This is a genomic window from uncultured Ruegeria sp., assembly GCF_947489545.1.
In the GTDB taxonomy this organism is placed as follows: Bacteria; Pseudomonadota; Alphaproteobacteria; order Rhodobacterales; family Rhodobacteraceae; genus Ruegeria.
Map to the genome: position 1 here is coordinate 26637 of NZ_CANLDZ010000025.1, position 15967 is coordinate 42603.

Below are 15967 nucleotides of genomic sequence, written 5' to 3' on the forward strand. Positions count from 1 at the left end.
TAACGCTCTGATTGGGCCCAATTCTCCAGCGAGCGCTGTAAACTGGCGGAATCCGTTTGTCGAAGATCCGAGTTGGGCCTTGCGGATCATGTTTGCCGCTTCGATACACTGCGAGTGTCGCCGCGGGTAGGATGAAGCTTTTGAAGCCGAGCATTGGCATTCCTGAGCGTTGGCGCAGTCAAACCATCACAACTCCATCGTGCGTCACTCAGGTCAAAGTTTGCGACAGATCCCCCTGGATATGCGATTCCGGGTACTGAGCTTATTCCGCTACTTCTGACTTGGCTTCGTGTTTTTTGAACTGCTGGTCGAACAAGTTGCGGAAACGGCCGTTGTTCTGCATCAACTCATCCAGATTTCCCTGTTCAACGACCGCACCATCCTGCACGACCATGATGTTGTCTGCCTCCAGGATCGTAGACAGTCGGTGCGCAATCACGATCACCGTGACATCCTGAGTTAGCGCATCAAGCGCCTGTTTGACAAGGGTTTCCGATTCGGCATCCAGCGCGCTGGTTGCCTCGTCCAACAACAAGATTTCGGCCTTGCGCAGAATGGCACGGGCGATTGCAACTCTCTGTTTTTGACCGCCGGAAAGGAACGTCCCGTTCTCGCCAACTTGTGTATCATACCCGTCAGGTAAGTCAGTGATGAAGTCATGCGCATGGGCCGCTTTGGCTGCTGCGATGACCTCTTCATCGGTTGCATCCGGCGCAGAACAGCGCAAGTTCTCCATCACCGAGGTCGAAAACAAGAAAGTGTCCTGACCCACATAAGAGATCTTCCGGCGCAATGACGCGAAACTCACATCTCGCAAGTCCTGACCATCAATTTCGACGCTGCCTTCGTCAGGGTCGTAGAAACGCATCAGCAACCCAAAGACGGTCGACTTACCACCGCCGGATTGACCAACCAGCGCAGTGGTTTTGCGTGCCTGGAAGGTCAAATTCATGTTTTCAATAACCGGGATCGCACCGTGATAGCCAAAGGTGACATCGCGCAGCCTGATCTCACCCGGACCGTCCAAAAGATCCTTCGCATCCGATCTTTCTTGCATCGTATCTTCCTGATCGAGCAATCCGAATAACATGCCGACGCCGACCATACAGGCTTCTATCTGAACACGCATCCTGGACAGGCGCTTGGCAGGTTCATACGCCATCAACAATGCGGTGATGAAAGACATCAGCTGACCGGCAGAGGGCGGCTCGCTTCCTGCAAGGCCCAAAGTGCTTACGACCAAAACACCCGCGACGGCCAGTCCGGCCAGAAACTCCATGAGCGGGCTGGCGATAGACTGCAACTTGGCAATGTCGTTCGAACGCTGTTCGACCTTCCGAATGGCAGTGTCCATACGTGTGATCATCCGGTCTTCAAGCGAAAACACCTTGATTACCTTAATGCCGCTGGACGTCTCCTGAAGCACCCGGATGATTTCAGCCAGTGACTTGAACTCAGCCTGCATGATTGCGCGTACGCTTTTCAACAGATACCGCACGCCCAACAAGGCTATAGGTCCGACTACGAAAAACATCACCGAAAGAACTGGCTGTTGGTACACCATGACAACAACCAGGCCCACCAGTGTCAGAGCATCGCGCACAAACCCGGTCACCAGAACATCAATCAGTTGTCGTGCCGCCTGGGCCCCGTGAGTGGTCCGCATCAACAGATCAGAGGATTCGTTCGCGGCAAAGAAAGACACGCCGTGTCGAAGCAGCTTGCGGTAAACCCGGTCCTGCTGTGCGGCGACTATCCGGTTCCCGGCCCGGGCCAGATACATGGCCTGAACATAAGAAGCGAGTGCTTTGGCCAGAAACAGGCCAACCACACCTAACGCAATCATATGCGCCCAGCCGCGCATGTCGGGGCTGGTCATGGCGTCGACTATATACTCCATCATATAAGCCGAGCCCGCGGTCGTCACAGCGACGACAATCATCGCCACAATCGCAATACCATAGAGCCCGCCCTGAGCGTAGAAGCTCTCGCCTATGAGGCGACCCATATAACCTGATCGCCAGTTTTTCCAGGCGCGCTTTATCATTGCGTTCTCCAGATCATGAAACCATGCGCTCGCTCAGATAACCTATATTCTTTCCGGTCTAAAGGGCAGATGGTGGTGGGTGACAAGCTTGTCTGACCCCGCCTCTTGGCGATTGAGTGTGCTAGATAGTAACCGGTTCGACAAAGAGCAAGCGCGGTGAACGGATATAGGTATCTTCAGTGTCACCCGGAAGAGTGCTTTGATGCTTCGTCTAGGTCTGCGGCATCAGTAATTTGCCTTGTTCATTTCGTGGGCTCATACGTCATTGAGTTAAGCAGTATGCAGAAGTTTTCTCGGTGGCCGAGCAAAAAACGCTTGGAACGTGGGCGACAAGCTGTGCCATGGACAAACGCATCCTGCGCGAATTGATTCCGCATTCTCATTGTGGTATTTTCTCTTAAGCTCTTCGCAATGTTCTGTTTTTTTGATCCGACAGGGTGCAAGAAGACTCGACTGTGCCGCAAGCGGAATCTTGCTAATATACCCTGATTGCAGGGGGTAAAGTTTTAGGACCTGTTTTATCAGTTGTATTTTTGGATCGTGGTCCATAGTAACGCCGCGAAGTTTTTATTGGTGATACAAGTGTCGATCAAGGCCGTCATTCTCAGTCTACCAAAAGATGTAGAGCGGCGACGTTCCTGCGAACTTGAACTTGATCGCTTTAATCTTGCGCGTGAGTTTTCGGATGCGATTTCCGGCGACCAACTGGAAGAATTGCACCTACTGCAAAGCTATGATGCGGGCGTTAACCGCCGCAAGTTCAAGCGCCCACTCAGCCGGAACGAAGTCGCATGCACCTTAGGCCACCGTCAGATTTGGCAGAAGATTGCCAACTCAGAGGATCATATGTGCCTGGTGTTGGAAGACGATGCTACTTTTGTTCAGAATCCAACATCGTTTCTTGATGCGATATCTCAGTGTCCTGAGTGTTTCGAAGAGGTCATGGTCAAGCTTGACGGCCCGCCGGGAAAGAATGCGCAGATCGTTAGATCTGTTGCGGACCAGAGCCTTGTACTGTCTGATCGACTGCCACCCAGAACCACGGGTTACATAATTGGGCGACGGGCTGCGGCACGGTTGATAGCCTTCGATGCGCCAATTGCCAGGCCAATTGACATCGATCTGAAGTTTTACTGGGAACACAAAGTGCCTATTCTGACGCTTCAGCAACAGATGATCGCAGAACGCGCGGCGGTCGACAGCAACATAGAATCCACGCGGCAAGAAACCAAACCTGGTTCATCATTCAGCAGGTTTGTTCGCAATACTCTGTATCAGGCAAGCTATACATACGGGCGGCTAAGTCATCCTTTGAACCCGCACACGATTGAAGGATTGGGCCCTTTGATGCAGGCCGAAAGCCGCGTTCGGACTTGCACATGAAAAAGAACCTTGTGGTTGTCCGTGCAGGCGGCAAGTCTTTGCACAATCGTTGGCAGGAAATTGCATATGAAGATCGTAGCTATGATCTTCTGATTAGCTATTTCTCGGATGATGCATTTGCAGAGTTTGTAGCTGCCCCCGGCGTCCAAGCCGTTTTGATCAAAGGTGGCAAATGGGATGGGCTATACGAGACACTTCAGGATCGGGATCTCAGCCAGTATGACTATTTCTGGCTTCCCGATGACGATCTCGACATAAGTGCGACGGATGTGAATTATCTGTTTGACGCCATGCGGTTGTATGGGCTGAAGATCGCGCAGCCTTCGCTGACCCCAGACAGTTACTTTTCGCATTTCGTGTTTAGCCAATGCCCAGGCTTTGCGCTGCGATACACAAACTACATCGAGATTATGGCGCCATGCTTGCATCGCGATATCTTGGTGAAGGCCCTGCCTTTGTTCCGTGGAACGATGAGCGGCTATGGTCTGGATTACATCTGGTGTCGTTGGGCAGAAGCGGGGGCTTTTCGCGCCGCAATCCTTGACGAAATCGCAATGCATCATACGCGGCCAGTCGGAAAGAATCTCAAGGCCGTGATGGCTGAAACCGGCAACCTCAGTTCGGAAGATGAGGAGGCCAAGTTGAAAGAAATGTTTGATTTGTCGCGCCGAACTGTACCAGTGGTCTTCGCGGCGATCTTGGAGGGGGGGCAGCCGATCTCGGGCCGGATCCCGGTTGGGTGGCGTATGTGCCGGAGTTGGATGTCGATGCTGTCCAGGTTTCGTAGCGCGGGCGAGGCGCGCGCCGGGATCTTCAAGATTGCCCGGCGGCAGCTGAGCAAACCATTGGATATGACGACGATATCGATGAACTCTGCAAAGGTCTTTGAATGAACAAAGGTCGGTTCTTAATGGTTGGTGCCGGGCTATCCGGCGCGGTGATTGGTCGTGAACTTGCAGAGCAGGGGCATGAAATTACCATCGTGGACAGTCGCGATCACATCGGGGGCAACTGCCACACCGAGCGTGATGCAGACACTGATGTCATGGTGCATGTCTATGGACCGCATATCTTTCATACGGATGACGAGGAAGTCTGGCAGTACGTCAACCGCTATGCCAATTTCCTTCCCTACAAGAACCGGGTCAAAACCACCTCTCAGGGACAGGTTTTTTCGCTACCGGTGAATTTGCACACCATCAATCAGTTTTTTGACAAGACTATGCGCCCAGACGAAGCGCATGACTTTATCACGCAAGAACAAGCCGATACGACGATTACCGATCCACAAAGCTTTGAAGAGCAGGCGATGCGTTTCGTAGGTCGCGATTTGTATGAGGCGTTTTTTAAAGGCTACACCATCAAACAATGGGGATGTCACCCTTCTGAGCTGCCGGCATCGATCCTCAAGCGTTTGCCCGTGCGATTCAACTACGACGACAACTATTTCTTTCACAAGTTCCAAGGCATGCCTGAAAACGGGTATACCGACATGATCGCAGGTATTCTGGATCATCCTTCGATCACCGTGAAATTGAACACCACGTTCAAGCGGGCCATGAGCGATGAGTTCGACCATGTATTCTATTCTGGTCCGCTGGATGGCTACTTCGATTACGAGCTTGGTCGTCTTGGCTATCGCACTTTGGATTTTGAACGGTTTACCTATGACGGAGATTACCAAGGTTGCGCAGTGATGAACTATGGCGAAGAAAGCGTACCCTACACGCGCATCACTGAACATAAACACTTCGCGCCATGGGAAACACACGAGGGCTCAGTCTGTTACCGCGAGTTTTCCCGAGCGGCTGGTCCAGATGACATTCCCTACTATCCCATCCGTCAGGTGAAAGAAAAAGCGTTGCTTGGTGAGTATGTTGAACTGGCCACCAGAACCCAAAAAGTGACCTTTATCGGGCGTCTTGGTACATACCGCTACTTGGATATGGACGTAACGATCCGAGAGTCTTTTGAGACTGCTAAGTCCGCGCTGGATGCGATCTCCAAAGGGCAGCGGCTACGGCCTTTTTACGTGCCTGTTCTTTGAGCAGTTTGGCTTAGCTGCCATGTGGCCATGTCAAACAAAAGAATTGATAGCGGCCGCCGCACTCGCGGCCTCTGGGCGGAAACGTAGCGAGCCGCAAAAGTAAGTTCTTTCACGATTGCGGGCTGCGAAAGACTACCTACCCGGTCAGGCCTTTACGAACAACTTACGCTCGACGTTGCAAACAGGTTCTGCTGGTCCGTCTTCGGTGATCAATATGGTCTCCGTCGTTTCCAAACCCCAGTCGTCCATCCAAAGCGCAGGCATGAAGTGTAACGTCATGCCCGGTTGTAAAACGGTTTCGTCCTCGCTGCGGATTGAAGCCGTTCGCTCACCCCAATCCGGTGGATAGCTGAGGCCGATGGGATATCCCATGCGTCCAGACCGTTCGATCCCATGTTTTGCCAGGACCTGCATGAACGCATTGGCGATGTCACAGGTGCGATTGCCAGCGCGCGCGACCTCTATACCTGCGGCGATCCCTTCCAATTGTGCGTCTTCCGCTCGGAGAACGTGATCCGAAGGCGTGCCGAGGAAAACGGTTCGACACAGCGGGGCGTGGTAGCGGCGATAACACCCGGACAGTTCAAAGAACGTGGCTTCGTTCGGGCGCATCGGGGATCCATCCCAGGTCAGGTGCGCAGCGGTCGCGTCCAGCCCAGACGGGGTTAGGGGCAAAATAGCAGGGTAGTCGCCCCAATCCTCCCCAACCCCGGTGATGCCCGCGTGCAAGATGTCGGCGACAAGGTCGTTCTTTCGTACTCCGGGTGCCGCGCGATCAATCGCGGTCTGCATGACTTTGTCCGAGATCCGCGCCGCCTTGCGGATAAAGGCGATTTCGTCGGCTGATTTGATCAACCGCTGCCAATTTACCAATGCTGTGGCGTCAGACAGCGTGGCATCTGGCAATTCCGCCCCCAAAACGTTGTGCGCCTTGGCCGAGTAATAGTAGTTTTCCATCTCGACACCGATGCGCCCCCGATCCAACCCGCGCACGCGCAGCTGGTCGGCCAAATCCTCCATCGGGTGATGGATGTTGGATTGCACATAGTGATCGCCATAGCCGACAATATTGCCCTGCTGCATCCAACAGGTGCGGCGCCCACCCAACATATCCATATGGCGGCCCCACCAGATTGGCTCGCCTTCTTGGGGAACAATCACGCCTTGGTGGACATAGAATGACCAGCCATCGTAACCGGTCAACCATGCTTGATTGGACGGGTCAGTCACAAAGAGCGCGTCAAGACCAGCAGCATCCATTGCGGCACGGGTTTTGGACAAGCGTCGTTCATATTCAGAAAGGCTGAAGGGCGCTTTTGTTGGTTGCATCAAGTCATTCCCTTCCATGTCTCAACCCAACACGGCTTTAACTGCGCGTGCCGTCGCGGCGACCACTTGATCGGCTTCGTTTCGGCTCAGACAAAAAGGTGGGGCAAAGCCAAGAATGTCTCCTTGGGGCATTGCGCGCGCGATCACATTGTCCTGGTCCAAAAGCTGCCCAGCAATTTTGGGCCCGATCTTGTCGGAGGTATCAAAGAAGCGGCGCGTGTCTTTGTCTTGAACAAATTCCACAGCGCACAACATGCCCTCGCCACGCACGTCGCCGACATTGGGATGATCCGCCAACGCGCCACGCATCGCTGTGTTAAGATAAGCCCCGACACTACCGGCGTTTTGGATCAGCCCAATTGCGTCGATCACCTGTAAATTCGCAACGCCAGCCGCTGCGCCAACAGGGTGGGCGGAATAGGTCCAGCCGTGTCCTATCGGACCGTTTTCATCGGTGCCCTGTTCCAGCACAGCCCAGATTTTGCCCGAGACAATGGAGCCCGACAGAGGGGCATAGGCAGAGGTTAACCCTTTGGCGATGGTGATTAAATCCGGGCGCATTCCATAGTGATCCGAGCCGAACATAGTACCAAGGCGACCAAACCCAGTCACGACCTCATCTGCGATCAAAAGAATATCGTGCTTGTCCAAAACCGTCTGAATAGCGGGCCAATACCCCTCGGGTGGCGGTACGATGCCGCCAGTGCCTAGTACCGGTTCTCCGATGAAGGCCGCAATGGTATCCGCGCCTTCTCGTGCTATCAATTCTTCCAGTTTGGCCACGCAATGGGCGACAAAATCGCCCTCACTCTGATCCGTATCCTCCCGCCGGAAGTAGTAGGGCGCTTCGGTGTGAATAACCTGAGCAAGCGGCAGGTCGAACTTCTTATGAAACAGTTCTAACCCAGTCAGTGACCCGGTCATCAACCCGGATCCGTGATACCCTCGCCACCGCGAGATGATCTTTTTCTTTTCGGGGCGCCCAAGGATGTTGTTGTAGTACCAGATCAGTTTGATGTTGGTTTCATTGGCATCAGAACCGGACAGCCCAAAATAAACCTTGGACATATGATCTGGTGCGCGATCCAATACCATTTTGGCAAGCGTGACCGAAGCTTCGGTGCCGTGCCCGACGTAGGAGTGATAGTAGGCCAGTTCCTTGGCCTGATCCGCAATAGCTTCTGCGATTTCTGTACGCCCATAGCCGACGTTGACACAGTAAAGCCCCGCAAATGCGTCTAACAATCGAGTGCCGTCACGATCCAGAATATGGCATCCGGAACCGCCTGTGATCAGGCGTTGCGGAAGGTCGCCCCGCGCGAAATCGGCAAGATGGGTGGAAGGGTGGAAGAAGGTATCCCGATCCCATTGTTCAAGCTGGTCATTGTGAAGCATGGCATTTCCTATTGGCTGTGACGGCGCGCCGTCAGGTCAAAATGAAAGGAGCCGATTGCACGCCAATGACAGTCGTCTGCCATCGTTTTGAGCAGAAAGGCTCCGCTCACCCAAGCAGCAGCGCGCGATGCCTTTATTGCCAAGGTTATAGTGTGAATGAACCATGACTGGCCTATGTCAATCAATTGAAATCATAATTGCTGCGCCATTTAGTCGAGCAGTCGTTCAGGAGCGCGCTGCAAAGCAGCTTTGGGATACTACGGATCACGGCCGCTTCGTTGCGCAGTGGCAGGCTGACCAAAGTCAGTAAAGAACCATTCGGACTACCTTCGCACCTAATTTTCCTGATAGTAAATATTCATGTTGACAGAAAAAAAATCAGAGATTGGATTTCTCCTCTTTGACGGTTTCCCGATGGCCTGTCTGACCTCTGTGATCGAGCCGCTACGTGCCGCGAACGAGATCGTAGGGCAGGCCGTGTTTTGCTGGTCACTGGTCACCGAGCGTGGACAGAAAGTCAGGTCCAGCGCCAATGTCCGTTTCGAGGCTGAGTGCGATCTGACCACCTGCCAATCGTTCGATATCTTGTTTCTTCTCAGCAGTCCAACGTCGGGGTTTTCTGATCCGAGCCAAGGCAACGGAGCACTGCGCACGCTGGCGCGTCACGGCACCATTTTGGGTGGCATCAGCGGAGGTGTGTTCCCACTGGTGCGGTCCGGTGTCATGACCGGCCATCCTATTTCGGTGCACTGGTGTTATGAAGCCGCGTTCGAGGCCGAGTTTCCGGACATGGATGCCCGGCGTGACGTGATTGTGTCCGATGCCACGCGCTATACCGCCGCTGGTGCTGCTGCTGCTTTTGATCTGGCCCTGCACCTGATCGAAGACCGTCTGGGCAGCGAAGTTGCTCATGAGGTCGCCTGTTGGTTTCAACACCCCTTAATGCGCGGTGAAGGCGTGCGGCAACAGGTGCCTAGCACCAGCAGACCGGACACGGGTGAAAAGCTGCCGCATCTTGTCGCGCAGTGCGTCGAGTTGTTCGCAGCCCATATCAGTGATCCGATTTCGATCGCCGAAGTCGCAAGTCTTACGGGTGTCACACCCCGGCAGATTGAACGGGCCTTTAAGCAAGCCACCGGACAAAGCCCCAGCCACTATTTCCGCGCGATGCGTATGAAAGCCGCCCGTCAGATGGTGGTTTATACCAAAGACCCGATTGCCGATATTGCTGCGGCTATCGGCTATAGCTCGGTCGCGCCATTGGTGACACATTATCGGTCGGCGTTCGGGCTAAGCCCCAGCGAGGACCGGCGGCGGATCAACCGATTCCGTGTCGAGGACAACGCCCCGCTGCCCTCAAGCTGATCTTCCCTTAAAGGGCAGCTTTCATGGCTGTTGTGATGGCGTGATGCAGTGATCCGGCAGAAGACCGCGGCCCATATACGCTAAACGCATCAGGCGAATGGCAAAGGACAAAACATCCAAGATGGTGGATCGCTGCGCGGGCTGCATCGCCCTCAGCCATTTTGCGCGCGTTGAGAGGGCAGAGTAGTTCAAGCACTGCCAACACCCGTGCACCGTTCAGATCGAAGCGAGTCCAGGCATCTGTTTGTTCGGTCACCGACGCCGTGTCACCGACAGCGTCTTTGACCTGTTGCGCCAGATCTTCATGTGTCTCGAACGGGGCTTCGACCATCCATTGGTCAGGCCCGGTCCAGAACGCCGAAACCGGATCGCCCGCAAACCGCCCGATGTCTGGGGTTGTAACTCCGATCAGCTTGGTCAGAGCCTTCTGAGCTTTGGTTTCCTGGCTTGATCGTGCTGCGACCGAGGCAAGCGCGACGTCCGGCACTTCGGTGCAGGTCACGTCTGCCACAGTGTCAACTCTGGGTTCAGATCCGCCCAGGGCGGTTATTGCGGCAAGATCATGCACGAAGCCGTTCTCCCTCGGGGTCTACGAAATGGGCCGAGACGATCTCGACCTCGACATTCTCTTCGGTCAGCGGTGAAACAAGGCGCATCCGTTCGCCTTGACGCGCACCTCCGTTTTTCAGGAAAGCCAGGCCGATATGACAATCCAATGAGGGCGAGAACGCAGCCGATGTGACATAACCCTGATCATGTTGGGCATCGACAGGCCCGCTGGCGTCCATCAAATGCGCGCCGGCTGTGACTTTGTCATCCGCGTTCACAGGTTTGATCCCAACCATCATTAACGCGTCCGGTTCGTTCAACCCTGCGCGCTCGGACAGGGTTGAACCGATGCTGTCTTTTTTCTTGGACACCATCCGGCCCATTCCAAGGTTCAGCGCCGTGGTGGTTCCGTTCAACTCGTTACCCGCCGCGTGACCTTTTTCAATCCGCATCACCCCAAGGGCTTCGGTGCCATAAGGGACAACATCGAACTCTTCTCCGTCCCGCATCAGACGCCGCATCAGCGCATCGCCATAGCGGGACGGGACGGCGATTTCAAAGGCCAGCTCTCCCGAGAAGGAAATTCGGAACAACCGCGCCCTTAACCCACCGCAAACGGTGATGTTGCCGCACCCCATGAATGGGAAGGCATCGTTTGAGATGTCAAACTCGGGGTCCACGATCTTTTGTAGCAACTTGCGGGAATTCGGACCGGCAACCGCATATTGCGCCCAGGCTTCTGTGGTTGAGATCAGCTGAACATCCATGTCCGGGAATAGGCATTGGCGCACGAATTCCATGTGACGGTAGACATTGACGGCGTTGGCCGTTGTGGTCGTGACCACAAAGTGATCCTCGGCCAACCGAGCGGCCGTTCCGTCATCCATGGCGATACCGTCTTCGCGAAGCATCAGACCATAGCGGGTTTTGCCGACGGCCAATTTGGCAAAACCGTTGCAGTACACTTTGTTCAGGAAAGCCGCGGCATCTGTCCCTTGTACATCGATTTTGCCAAGGGTCGTACAGTCACACACGCCGACCGACGCACGGGTTTGGCGCACCTCGCGGTCGACCGATTCACGCCAATGGGTTTCGTCCGGCAGCGGGAACCACTGCGCACGCAGCCAGTTGCCCACTTCGACAAACACTGCGCCACGCTCCTTCGCCCAATAGTGCGACGGCGTCAGGCGGGTCGGGTGGAAATCCTGCCCCTTCATCCGTCCAGCGAAAGTGGCGATAGGGACTGGGGTATAGGGGGGGCGGAAAATGGTGGTTCCGGTTTCCGGTATCGATTTGCCCGCCAGTTCGGCCATGATGGCCAGCCCACCCATATTCGAGGTCTTGCCCTGATCGGTAGCCATACCCAGCGTCGTGTACCGTTTCAGATGTTCGACCGAGCGGAAGCCCTCTTGATGGCTGAGCTTCACGTCCTTGACGGTCACATCGTTCTGCTGATCCAGCCAGGCCCGCGCGCAGCCCTTCACATACCAAAAGGGCGTCTGATTGATCGGGGCATCCTCGGCCTCGGGCACGTCAGGCAGGGTGCCTTTCAAGCCCAATGCCTTTGCCGCACCTTCAGCGCCCGACAGCAGGGCGCCATGTGTGGACAGGGTTCCGTTTGCGGCACCGGCCACGGTCATGCCGGGCGGCAGGTCGCCACCGGGGACAAAGGCTGCCAAGTCGTCGTTCCAGACAGGACGCCCGCGGTGATGGCACGTCAGATGCACATTCGGGTTCCACCCACCTGAAACCCCCAGCGCCCCGCATTCCAATACCCGTCGCGATCCATCTGCCAGTGCGACCTCAACAAAAGTCAGGCCAAGGCGGCCTTTGGTATCGACAACCTGCGCGCCTTTCAGAACTTCAAAGTCATAGTTGATTGGTGCATCGTCGCGCACGTCGATCACGGCAGCGATCTTCACGCCTTTTGCGCGCAGGTCTATGGCTGTGCGATGTCCATCATCATTGTTGGTGAAAATCGCAACCCGCTGCGCCGCCGTAGTGGCAAACCGATTGGCATAGGTGCGCATTGCGCTGGCCAGCATGATGCCGGGGCGGTCGTTGTTCTCAAAGGCAATCGGGCGCTCGGTCGCGCCGGCGCAGAGCAGGGCGCGTTTGGTATAGATCCGCCACAAGATCTGACGCGGTTTGCCAGCGGGCAGGGCGGCCACGTGGTCTCCGATTCGTTCGACCGCGCCAAAGATGCCGTGATCAAATGCGCCGATCACGGTTGTGCGCGGCATCAGGCGGACATTGGGCAATGCAGACAGTTCAGCCACGGTTGCTGCGGCCCAGTCGCTTGCGCTGTCATCGCCCAGCGAGAAACTTTCGCTGTTCAGTCGTCCACCAAGAGCGAAATCTTCATCCGCCAGAATGACCTCTGACCCAGCGCGCCCAGCTGTCAGCGCGGCCATCAGGCCCGCTGGCCCTGCACCGATGATCAGCAGGTCGCAGTGGCGAAAGCCCTTGTCATACTCATCCGGGTCGTCCTCCATCGACAAAGACCCCAAACCAGCGGCTTTGCGAATGATGGGTTCGTAAAGCTTTTCCCAGAAAGCTGCTGGCCACATGAACGTTTTGTAGTAGAACCCGGCTGTCAGAAAGTTCGAGAACCGGTCGTTGATTGCCAATGCGTCAAACTTCAGGCTGGGCCAGCGGTTTTGGGACCGTGCTTCCAAACCTTCGTAAACCTCTGCCGTTGTGGCGCGCGTATTGGGCTCTTGCCGGTTGCCCGTGCGCAATTCGACGATGCCATTGGGCTCTTCCGACCCGGCGGTCAATACGCCGCGTGGGCGGTGGTATTTGAATGATCGTCCGATCAATCGCACATCGTTCGCCAACAAGGCCGAAGCCAGCGTATCGCCGGGGTGTGCGGTGTAACTACGATTGTCAAAGCGGAAGCTCAGGGTTGAATTGCGATCGACCAACCCGCCGCTCAGCCGGTTTACTTGAGTCATTTGGATCGCCCCTGCGCCCGGGCCACATCACGGGCCAGTTCCACCTTTGAAATCTCATGAGTCACTGTGTTGCGTGTCACTACCAGCCAGGACCTGTCCCCCCCTTCGTGATACCAAAGCTCGTGATGTTCTCCGGCTGGATTGCCGCGCAAATACGCGTAGTCATAAAACGCCTCTGCCGCATTTTCAGCCTGCCAGTCAGGCCGGTCGATCAGCGACGCGTCCCCCAGATAGACAAATTCCGAACTGTCGCGAGGTCCCAGAAGGGGATGTGGAATGATCATGGTTCTGGTCCCCTCAATGCAGGTTGGGCTGGTTGCCTACGCCTTTTTCGTCAATCATCCGGCCCGTGCGGAACCGGTCGAGGCGATAGGCGGTTGCGGTTGGATGTGGCTCATCTTGCGCCAGCAGGTGGGCAAAGCAATAGCCCGAGGCCGGGGTCGCCTTGAACCCGCCATAACACCAGCCGCCATTGAAATAGAGCCCGTCGACAGGGGTCCGGTCGATAATGGGCGAGCCGTCCATCGACATGTCCATCACACCGCCCCACATTCGTAGCAGGCGCGCACGTCCGATCATTGGCATCAGCGCCATACCGCCTTCGCAAACATCTTCGACCACGGGCAGGTTCCCGCGTTGTGCATAGGTATTGTACCCGTCAAGATCGCCGCCAAACACCAGACCGCCCTTGTCGGACTGACTGACATAGAAATGCCCGGCACCAAAGGTGATGACGCCCGGGAGAACCGGCTTGAGCCCCTCGGAAACAAATGCTTGCAGAACATGGCTTTCGATGGGCAGTTTCATGCCCGCCATACCCATCACCCGTCCCGAGTTTCCGGCGACCGCACAGCCGACTTTGCCCGCGCCAATAAACCCTTTCGAGGTCTCGACCCCAAGGCATTTTCCATCTTCGATGCGGAACCCGCTGACCTCGCAATTCTGGATGATGTCGACACCGCAACCATCGGCCGAGCGCGCATAGCCCCAGGCCACCGCGTCATGGCGCACTGTGCCGCCGCGTCGCTGAGCCAAACCGCCCTTGATCGGGAATCGGGCGTCATCGAAATTCAGGAACGGGCATTCCTTGAGAACCTGTTCGGCATCCAGCAATTCAGCATCGGCGCCATTCAGTATCATTGCGTTGCCGCGGCGCGTATAGGCGTCGCGTTGCGCATCCGAATGGATCAGGTTGAGGATCCCGCGCTGGCTGACCATTGCATTGTAGTTTAGATCCTGCTCCAGCCCTTCCCACAGTTTCAGAGAGAATTCGTAAAACGGCTCGTTTCCGTCCAACAGATAGTTTGAACGGATGATGGTCGTGTTCCGGCCCACATTGCCGCCGCCGATCCAGCCTTTTTCAATCACAGCTACTTTGCGATGGCCATATACTTTGGCAAGATAATGCGCCGTTGCCAGACCATGACCGCCGCCGCCTATGATCACAATGTCATAATGTGCCTTGGGTTCAGGATCACGCCAGGCCGGGATCCACCCCTTATGCCCGGTTAACGCCTGTTTGATGACCTGAAAGCCAGAATATCGCATGAATCGGACCTTTTTTGTTAGAATCAACAAAAAAATACCGTTTGCATACTCTCAAATCCGACATCGATGGCACAAAATCGGACGCATTTGGGCAGGTCGACTGGCCGCGCAGGTTTTAGGAACACCTCACGGCACAGCCGCATTCGGCGTAAGGCGATACCAGTCGCAACACTTTGGGCGCAGCCGTCCTGGCAATAATCAGGATGCTGCGCCCTTTCGTTGTGGTTGTTCCGCCAACAGCGGTTTTCATTTTGCCGGGAAGAGAGGTTGATGTCAGGCGGCGGCGATCTGTCGGGCTTTTTCCACCATGACTTCGGCCTGACGGATCGAGGCATAATCGATCAGTCGACCATCCAGAGACACTGCGCCCTTACCGTCGGCCTCAGCCTCGGCCATTGCTTCCAAGATACGCTGAGCCTTTGTCACTTCGGCATCACCGGGTGACATGACCTCGTTTGCCAGTGAGATCTGGCTGGGGTGAATTGCCCACTTGCCTTCGCAGCCCAACACAGCGGCCCGTTTGGCGGCGGCCTTATAACCTTCTGGGTCCTGAAAATCTCCGAACGGGCCGTCAATTGGGCGCAACCCATTGGCCCGTGCGGCAACCACCATGCGGGCCAGCGCATAGTGCCACATGTCGCCCCAATGGGTGGCGCGATTGGCGCCCGCATCCGGATCGGTCAAAACCGAATAGTCTGGATTCACGCCGCCGATGATGGTCGTGCGTGCACGGGTTGAGGCGGCGTAGTCTGCAACACCAAAATGCAGGCTTTCATTGCGTTTCGAGGCCGCAGCAATCTCGCTGACATTCTGCATGCCAAGCGCGGTTTCTATAATGTGTTCGAACCCGATCCGTTTTTTGTACCCTTTGGCGTCTTCAATCTGCGTGACCATCATATCGACCGCATAGACATCTGCCGCGGTGCCAACCTTTGGAATCATGATCAGATCCAACCGTTCGCCCGCCTGTTCGACCACATCGACCACGTCGCGGTACATGTAGTGCGTATCCAGACCGTTGATGCGCACCGACATGGTCTTGCTGCCCCAATCGATGTCGTTCAGGGCCTGAATGATGTTCTTGCGCGCCTGTTCCTTCTCATCGGGTGCAACCGCATCTTCCAGATCGAGGAAGATCACGTCCACATCAGACTGCGCGGCTTTTTCGAACATGCCGGGTTGGCTGCCGGGGACAGCCAACTCGCTGCGGTTCAGGCGGGCAGGGGCCTGTTCAATGGAATGAAAGCTCATGGGTTTGGGTCCTTCGTCTTACAAGTTAGGATATAGGGGGAATTTGGCGCATAGGTTGGCGACTTCGGCTTTGACCTTGGCTTCGACGGCGGCGTT

The 15967-nt window shown here is 55.7% G+C and carries 12 protein-coding genes; 4 read left to right on the top strand and 8 right to left on the bottom strand.

The features are described 5' to 3' along the window. Nucleotides 1-262: 262 nt before the first annotated feature. A complete protein-coding gene (locus Q1B13_RS23485; protein ID WP_299084796.1) occupies nt 263-2047 on the bottom strand; it encodes an ABC transporter ATP-binding protein in 1785 nt (594 codons plus the stop codon). Nucleotides 2048-2629: 582 nt separating this feature from the next. Here Q1B13_RS23485 and Q1B13_RS23490 point away from each other — a divergent pair. Genes Q1B13_RS23490 through glf form a run of 3 tightly spaced genes read left to right on the top strand, consistent with a single transcriptional unit; the run spans nt 2630 to nt 5477 of the window. Beyond that, nucleotides 2630-3430, top strand: coding sequence for a glycosyltransferase family 25 protein (locus Q1B13_RS23490; RefSeq protein ID WP_299084793.1), 801 nt, complete (start codon nt 2630-2632; stop codon nt 3428-3430). Then, nucleotides 3427-4323, top strand: coding sequence for a hypothetical protein (locus Q1B13_RS23495; RefSeq protein ID WP_299084791.1), 897 nt, complete (start codon nt 3427-3429; stop codon nt 4321-4323). Before Q1B13_RS23490 ends, Q1B13_RS23495 begins: the two co-directional genes overlap by 4 nt. Continuing rightward, nucleotides 4320-5477 (top strand): UDP-galactopyranose mutase, encoded by a 1158-nt coding sequence (glf, locus tag Q1B13_RS23500; RefSeq protein ID WP_299084789.1) that lies wholly within the window; start codon nt 4320-4322, stop codon nt 5475-5477. Before Q1B13_RS23495 ends, glf begins: the two co-directional genes overlap by 4 nt. Nucleotides 5478-5621: 144 nt before the next feature. Here glf and Q1B13_RS23505 read toward each other — a convergent pair whose 3' ends face one another. Further along, on the bottom strand, nt 5622-6806 hold the full coding sequence (locus Q1B13_RS23505) for a M24 family metallopeptidase (RefSeq protein ID WP_299084786.1): 1185 nt from the start codon (nt 6804-6806) through the stop codon (nt 5622-5624). Between the two features lie 21 nt (nt 6807-6827). Then, entirely contained in the window at nt 6828-8201 is a 1374-nt protein-coding gene (locus tag Q1B13_RS23510) for an aspartate aminotransferase family protein (protein WP_299084783.1), read from the bottom strand. A 360-nt stretch (nt 8202-8561) separates the two neighbouring features. On the opposite strand from Q1B13_RS23510, the gene Q1B13_RS23515 reads away from it, so the two are divergent. Then, the gene (locus tag Q1B13_RS23515) at nt 8562-9566 is read left to right on the top strand and encodes a GlxA family transcriptional regulator (RefSeq protein ID WP_299084781.1); all 1005 of its coding nucleotides are present in this window, start codon (nt 8562-8564) and stop codon (nt 9564-9566) included. Between the two features lie 7 nt (nt 9567-9573). On the opposite strand, the gene Q1B13_RS23520 is transcribed toward Q1B13_RS23515, so the two are convergent. From Q1B13_RS23520 to Q1B13_RS23540, 5 genes are all read right to left on the bottom strand, one after another. Next, complete coding sequence (locus Q1B13_RS23520; RefSeq protein ID WP_298934559.1) at nt 9574-10134, bottom strand: sarcosine oxidase subunit gamma; 561 nt, start codon at nt 10132-10134, stop codon at nt 9574-9576. After that, nucleotides 10127-13072, bottom strand: a complete 2946-nt coding sequence (locus Q1B13_RS23525; RefSeq protein ID WP_299084779.1) for a sarcosine oxidase subunit alpha family protein — start codon at nt 13070-13072, stop codon at nt 10127-10129. Before Q1B13_RS23525 ends, Q1B13_RS23520 begins: the two co-directional genes overlap by 8 nt. Next, nucleotides 13069-13356, bottom strand: coding sequence for a sarcosine oxidase subunit delta (locus Q1B13_RS23530; RefSeq protein ID WP_299084777.1), 288 nt, complete (start codon nt 13354-13356; stop codon nt 13069-13071). Before Q1B13_RS23530 ends, Q1B13_RS23525 begins: the two co-directional genes overlap by 4 nt. A gap of 13 nt (nt 13357-13369) precedes the next feature. Next, nucleotides 13370-14620 carry a sarcosine oxidase subunit beta family protein gene (locus Q1B13_RS23535; protein WP_299084775.1) on the bottom strand — a complete coding sequence of 417 codons (1251 nt, stop codon included), beginning with the start codon at nt 14618-14620 and terminating at the stop codon, nt 13370-13372. Between the two features lie 273 nt (nt 14621-14893). Next, the gene (locus tag Q1B13_RS23540) at nt 14894-15871 is read right to left on the bottom strand and encodes a CoA ester lyase (protein WP_299084773.1); all 978 of its coding nucleotides are present in this window, start codon (nt 15869-15871) and stop codon (nt 14894-14896) included. Between the last annotated feature and the right edge of the window lie 96 nt (nt 15872-15967).

Coding starts and splice junctions, on each gene's coding strand:
- Q1B13_RS23540 (WP_299084773.1), bottom strand. CDS start 15,871: ATGAGCTTTCATTCCATTGAACAGGCCCCTGCCCGCCTGAACCGCAGC.
- Q1B13_RS23530 (WP_299084777.1), bottom strand. CDS start 13,356: ATGATCATTCCACATCCCCTTCTGGGACCTCGCGACAGTTCGGAATTT.
- glf (WP_299084789.1), top strand. CDS start 4,320: ATGAACAAAGGTCGGTTCTTAATGGTTGGTGCCGGGCTATCCGGCGCG.
- Q1B13_RS23505 (WP_299084786.1), bottom strand. CDS start 6,806: ATGCAACCAACAAAAGCGCCCTTCAGCCTTTCTGAATATGAACGACGC.
- Q1B13_RS23535 (WP_299084775.1), bottom strand. CDS start 14,620: ATGCGATATTCTGGCTTTCAGGTCATCAAACAGGCGTTAACCGGGCAT.
- Q1B13_RS23510 (WP_299084783.1), bottom strand. CDS start 8,201: ATGCTTCACAATGACCAGCTTGAACAATGGGATCGGGATACCTTCTTC.
- Q1B13_RS23485 (WP_299084796.1), bottom strand. CDS start 2,047: ATGATAAAGCGCGCCTGGAAAAACTGGCGATCAGGTTATATGGGTCGC.
- Q1B13_RS23515 (WP_299084781.1), top strand. CDS start 8,562: ATGTTGACAGAAAAAAAATCAGAGATTGGATTTCTCCTCTTTGACGGT.
- Q1B13_RS23525 (WP_299084779.1), bottom strand. CDS start 13,072: ATGACTCAAGTAAACCGGCTGAGCGGCGGGTTGGTCGATCGCAATTCA.
- Q1B13_RS23495 (WP_299084791.1), top strand. CDS start 3,427: ATGAAAAAGAACCTTGTGGTTGTCCGTGCAGGCGGCAAGTCTTTGCAC.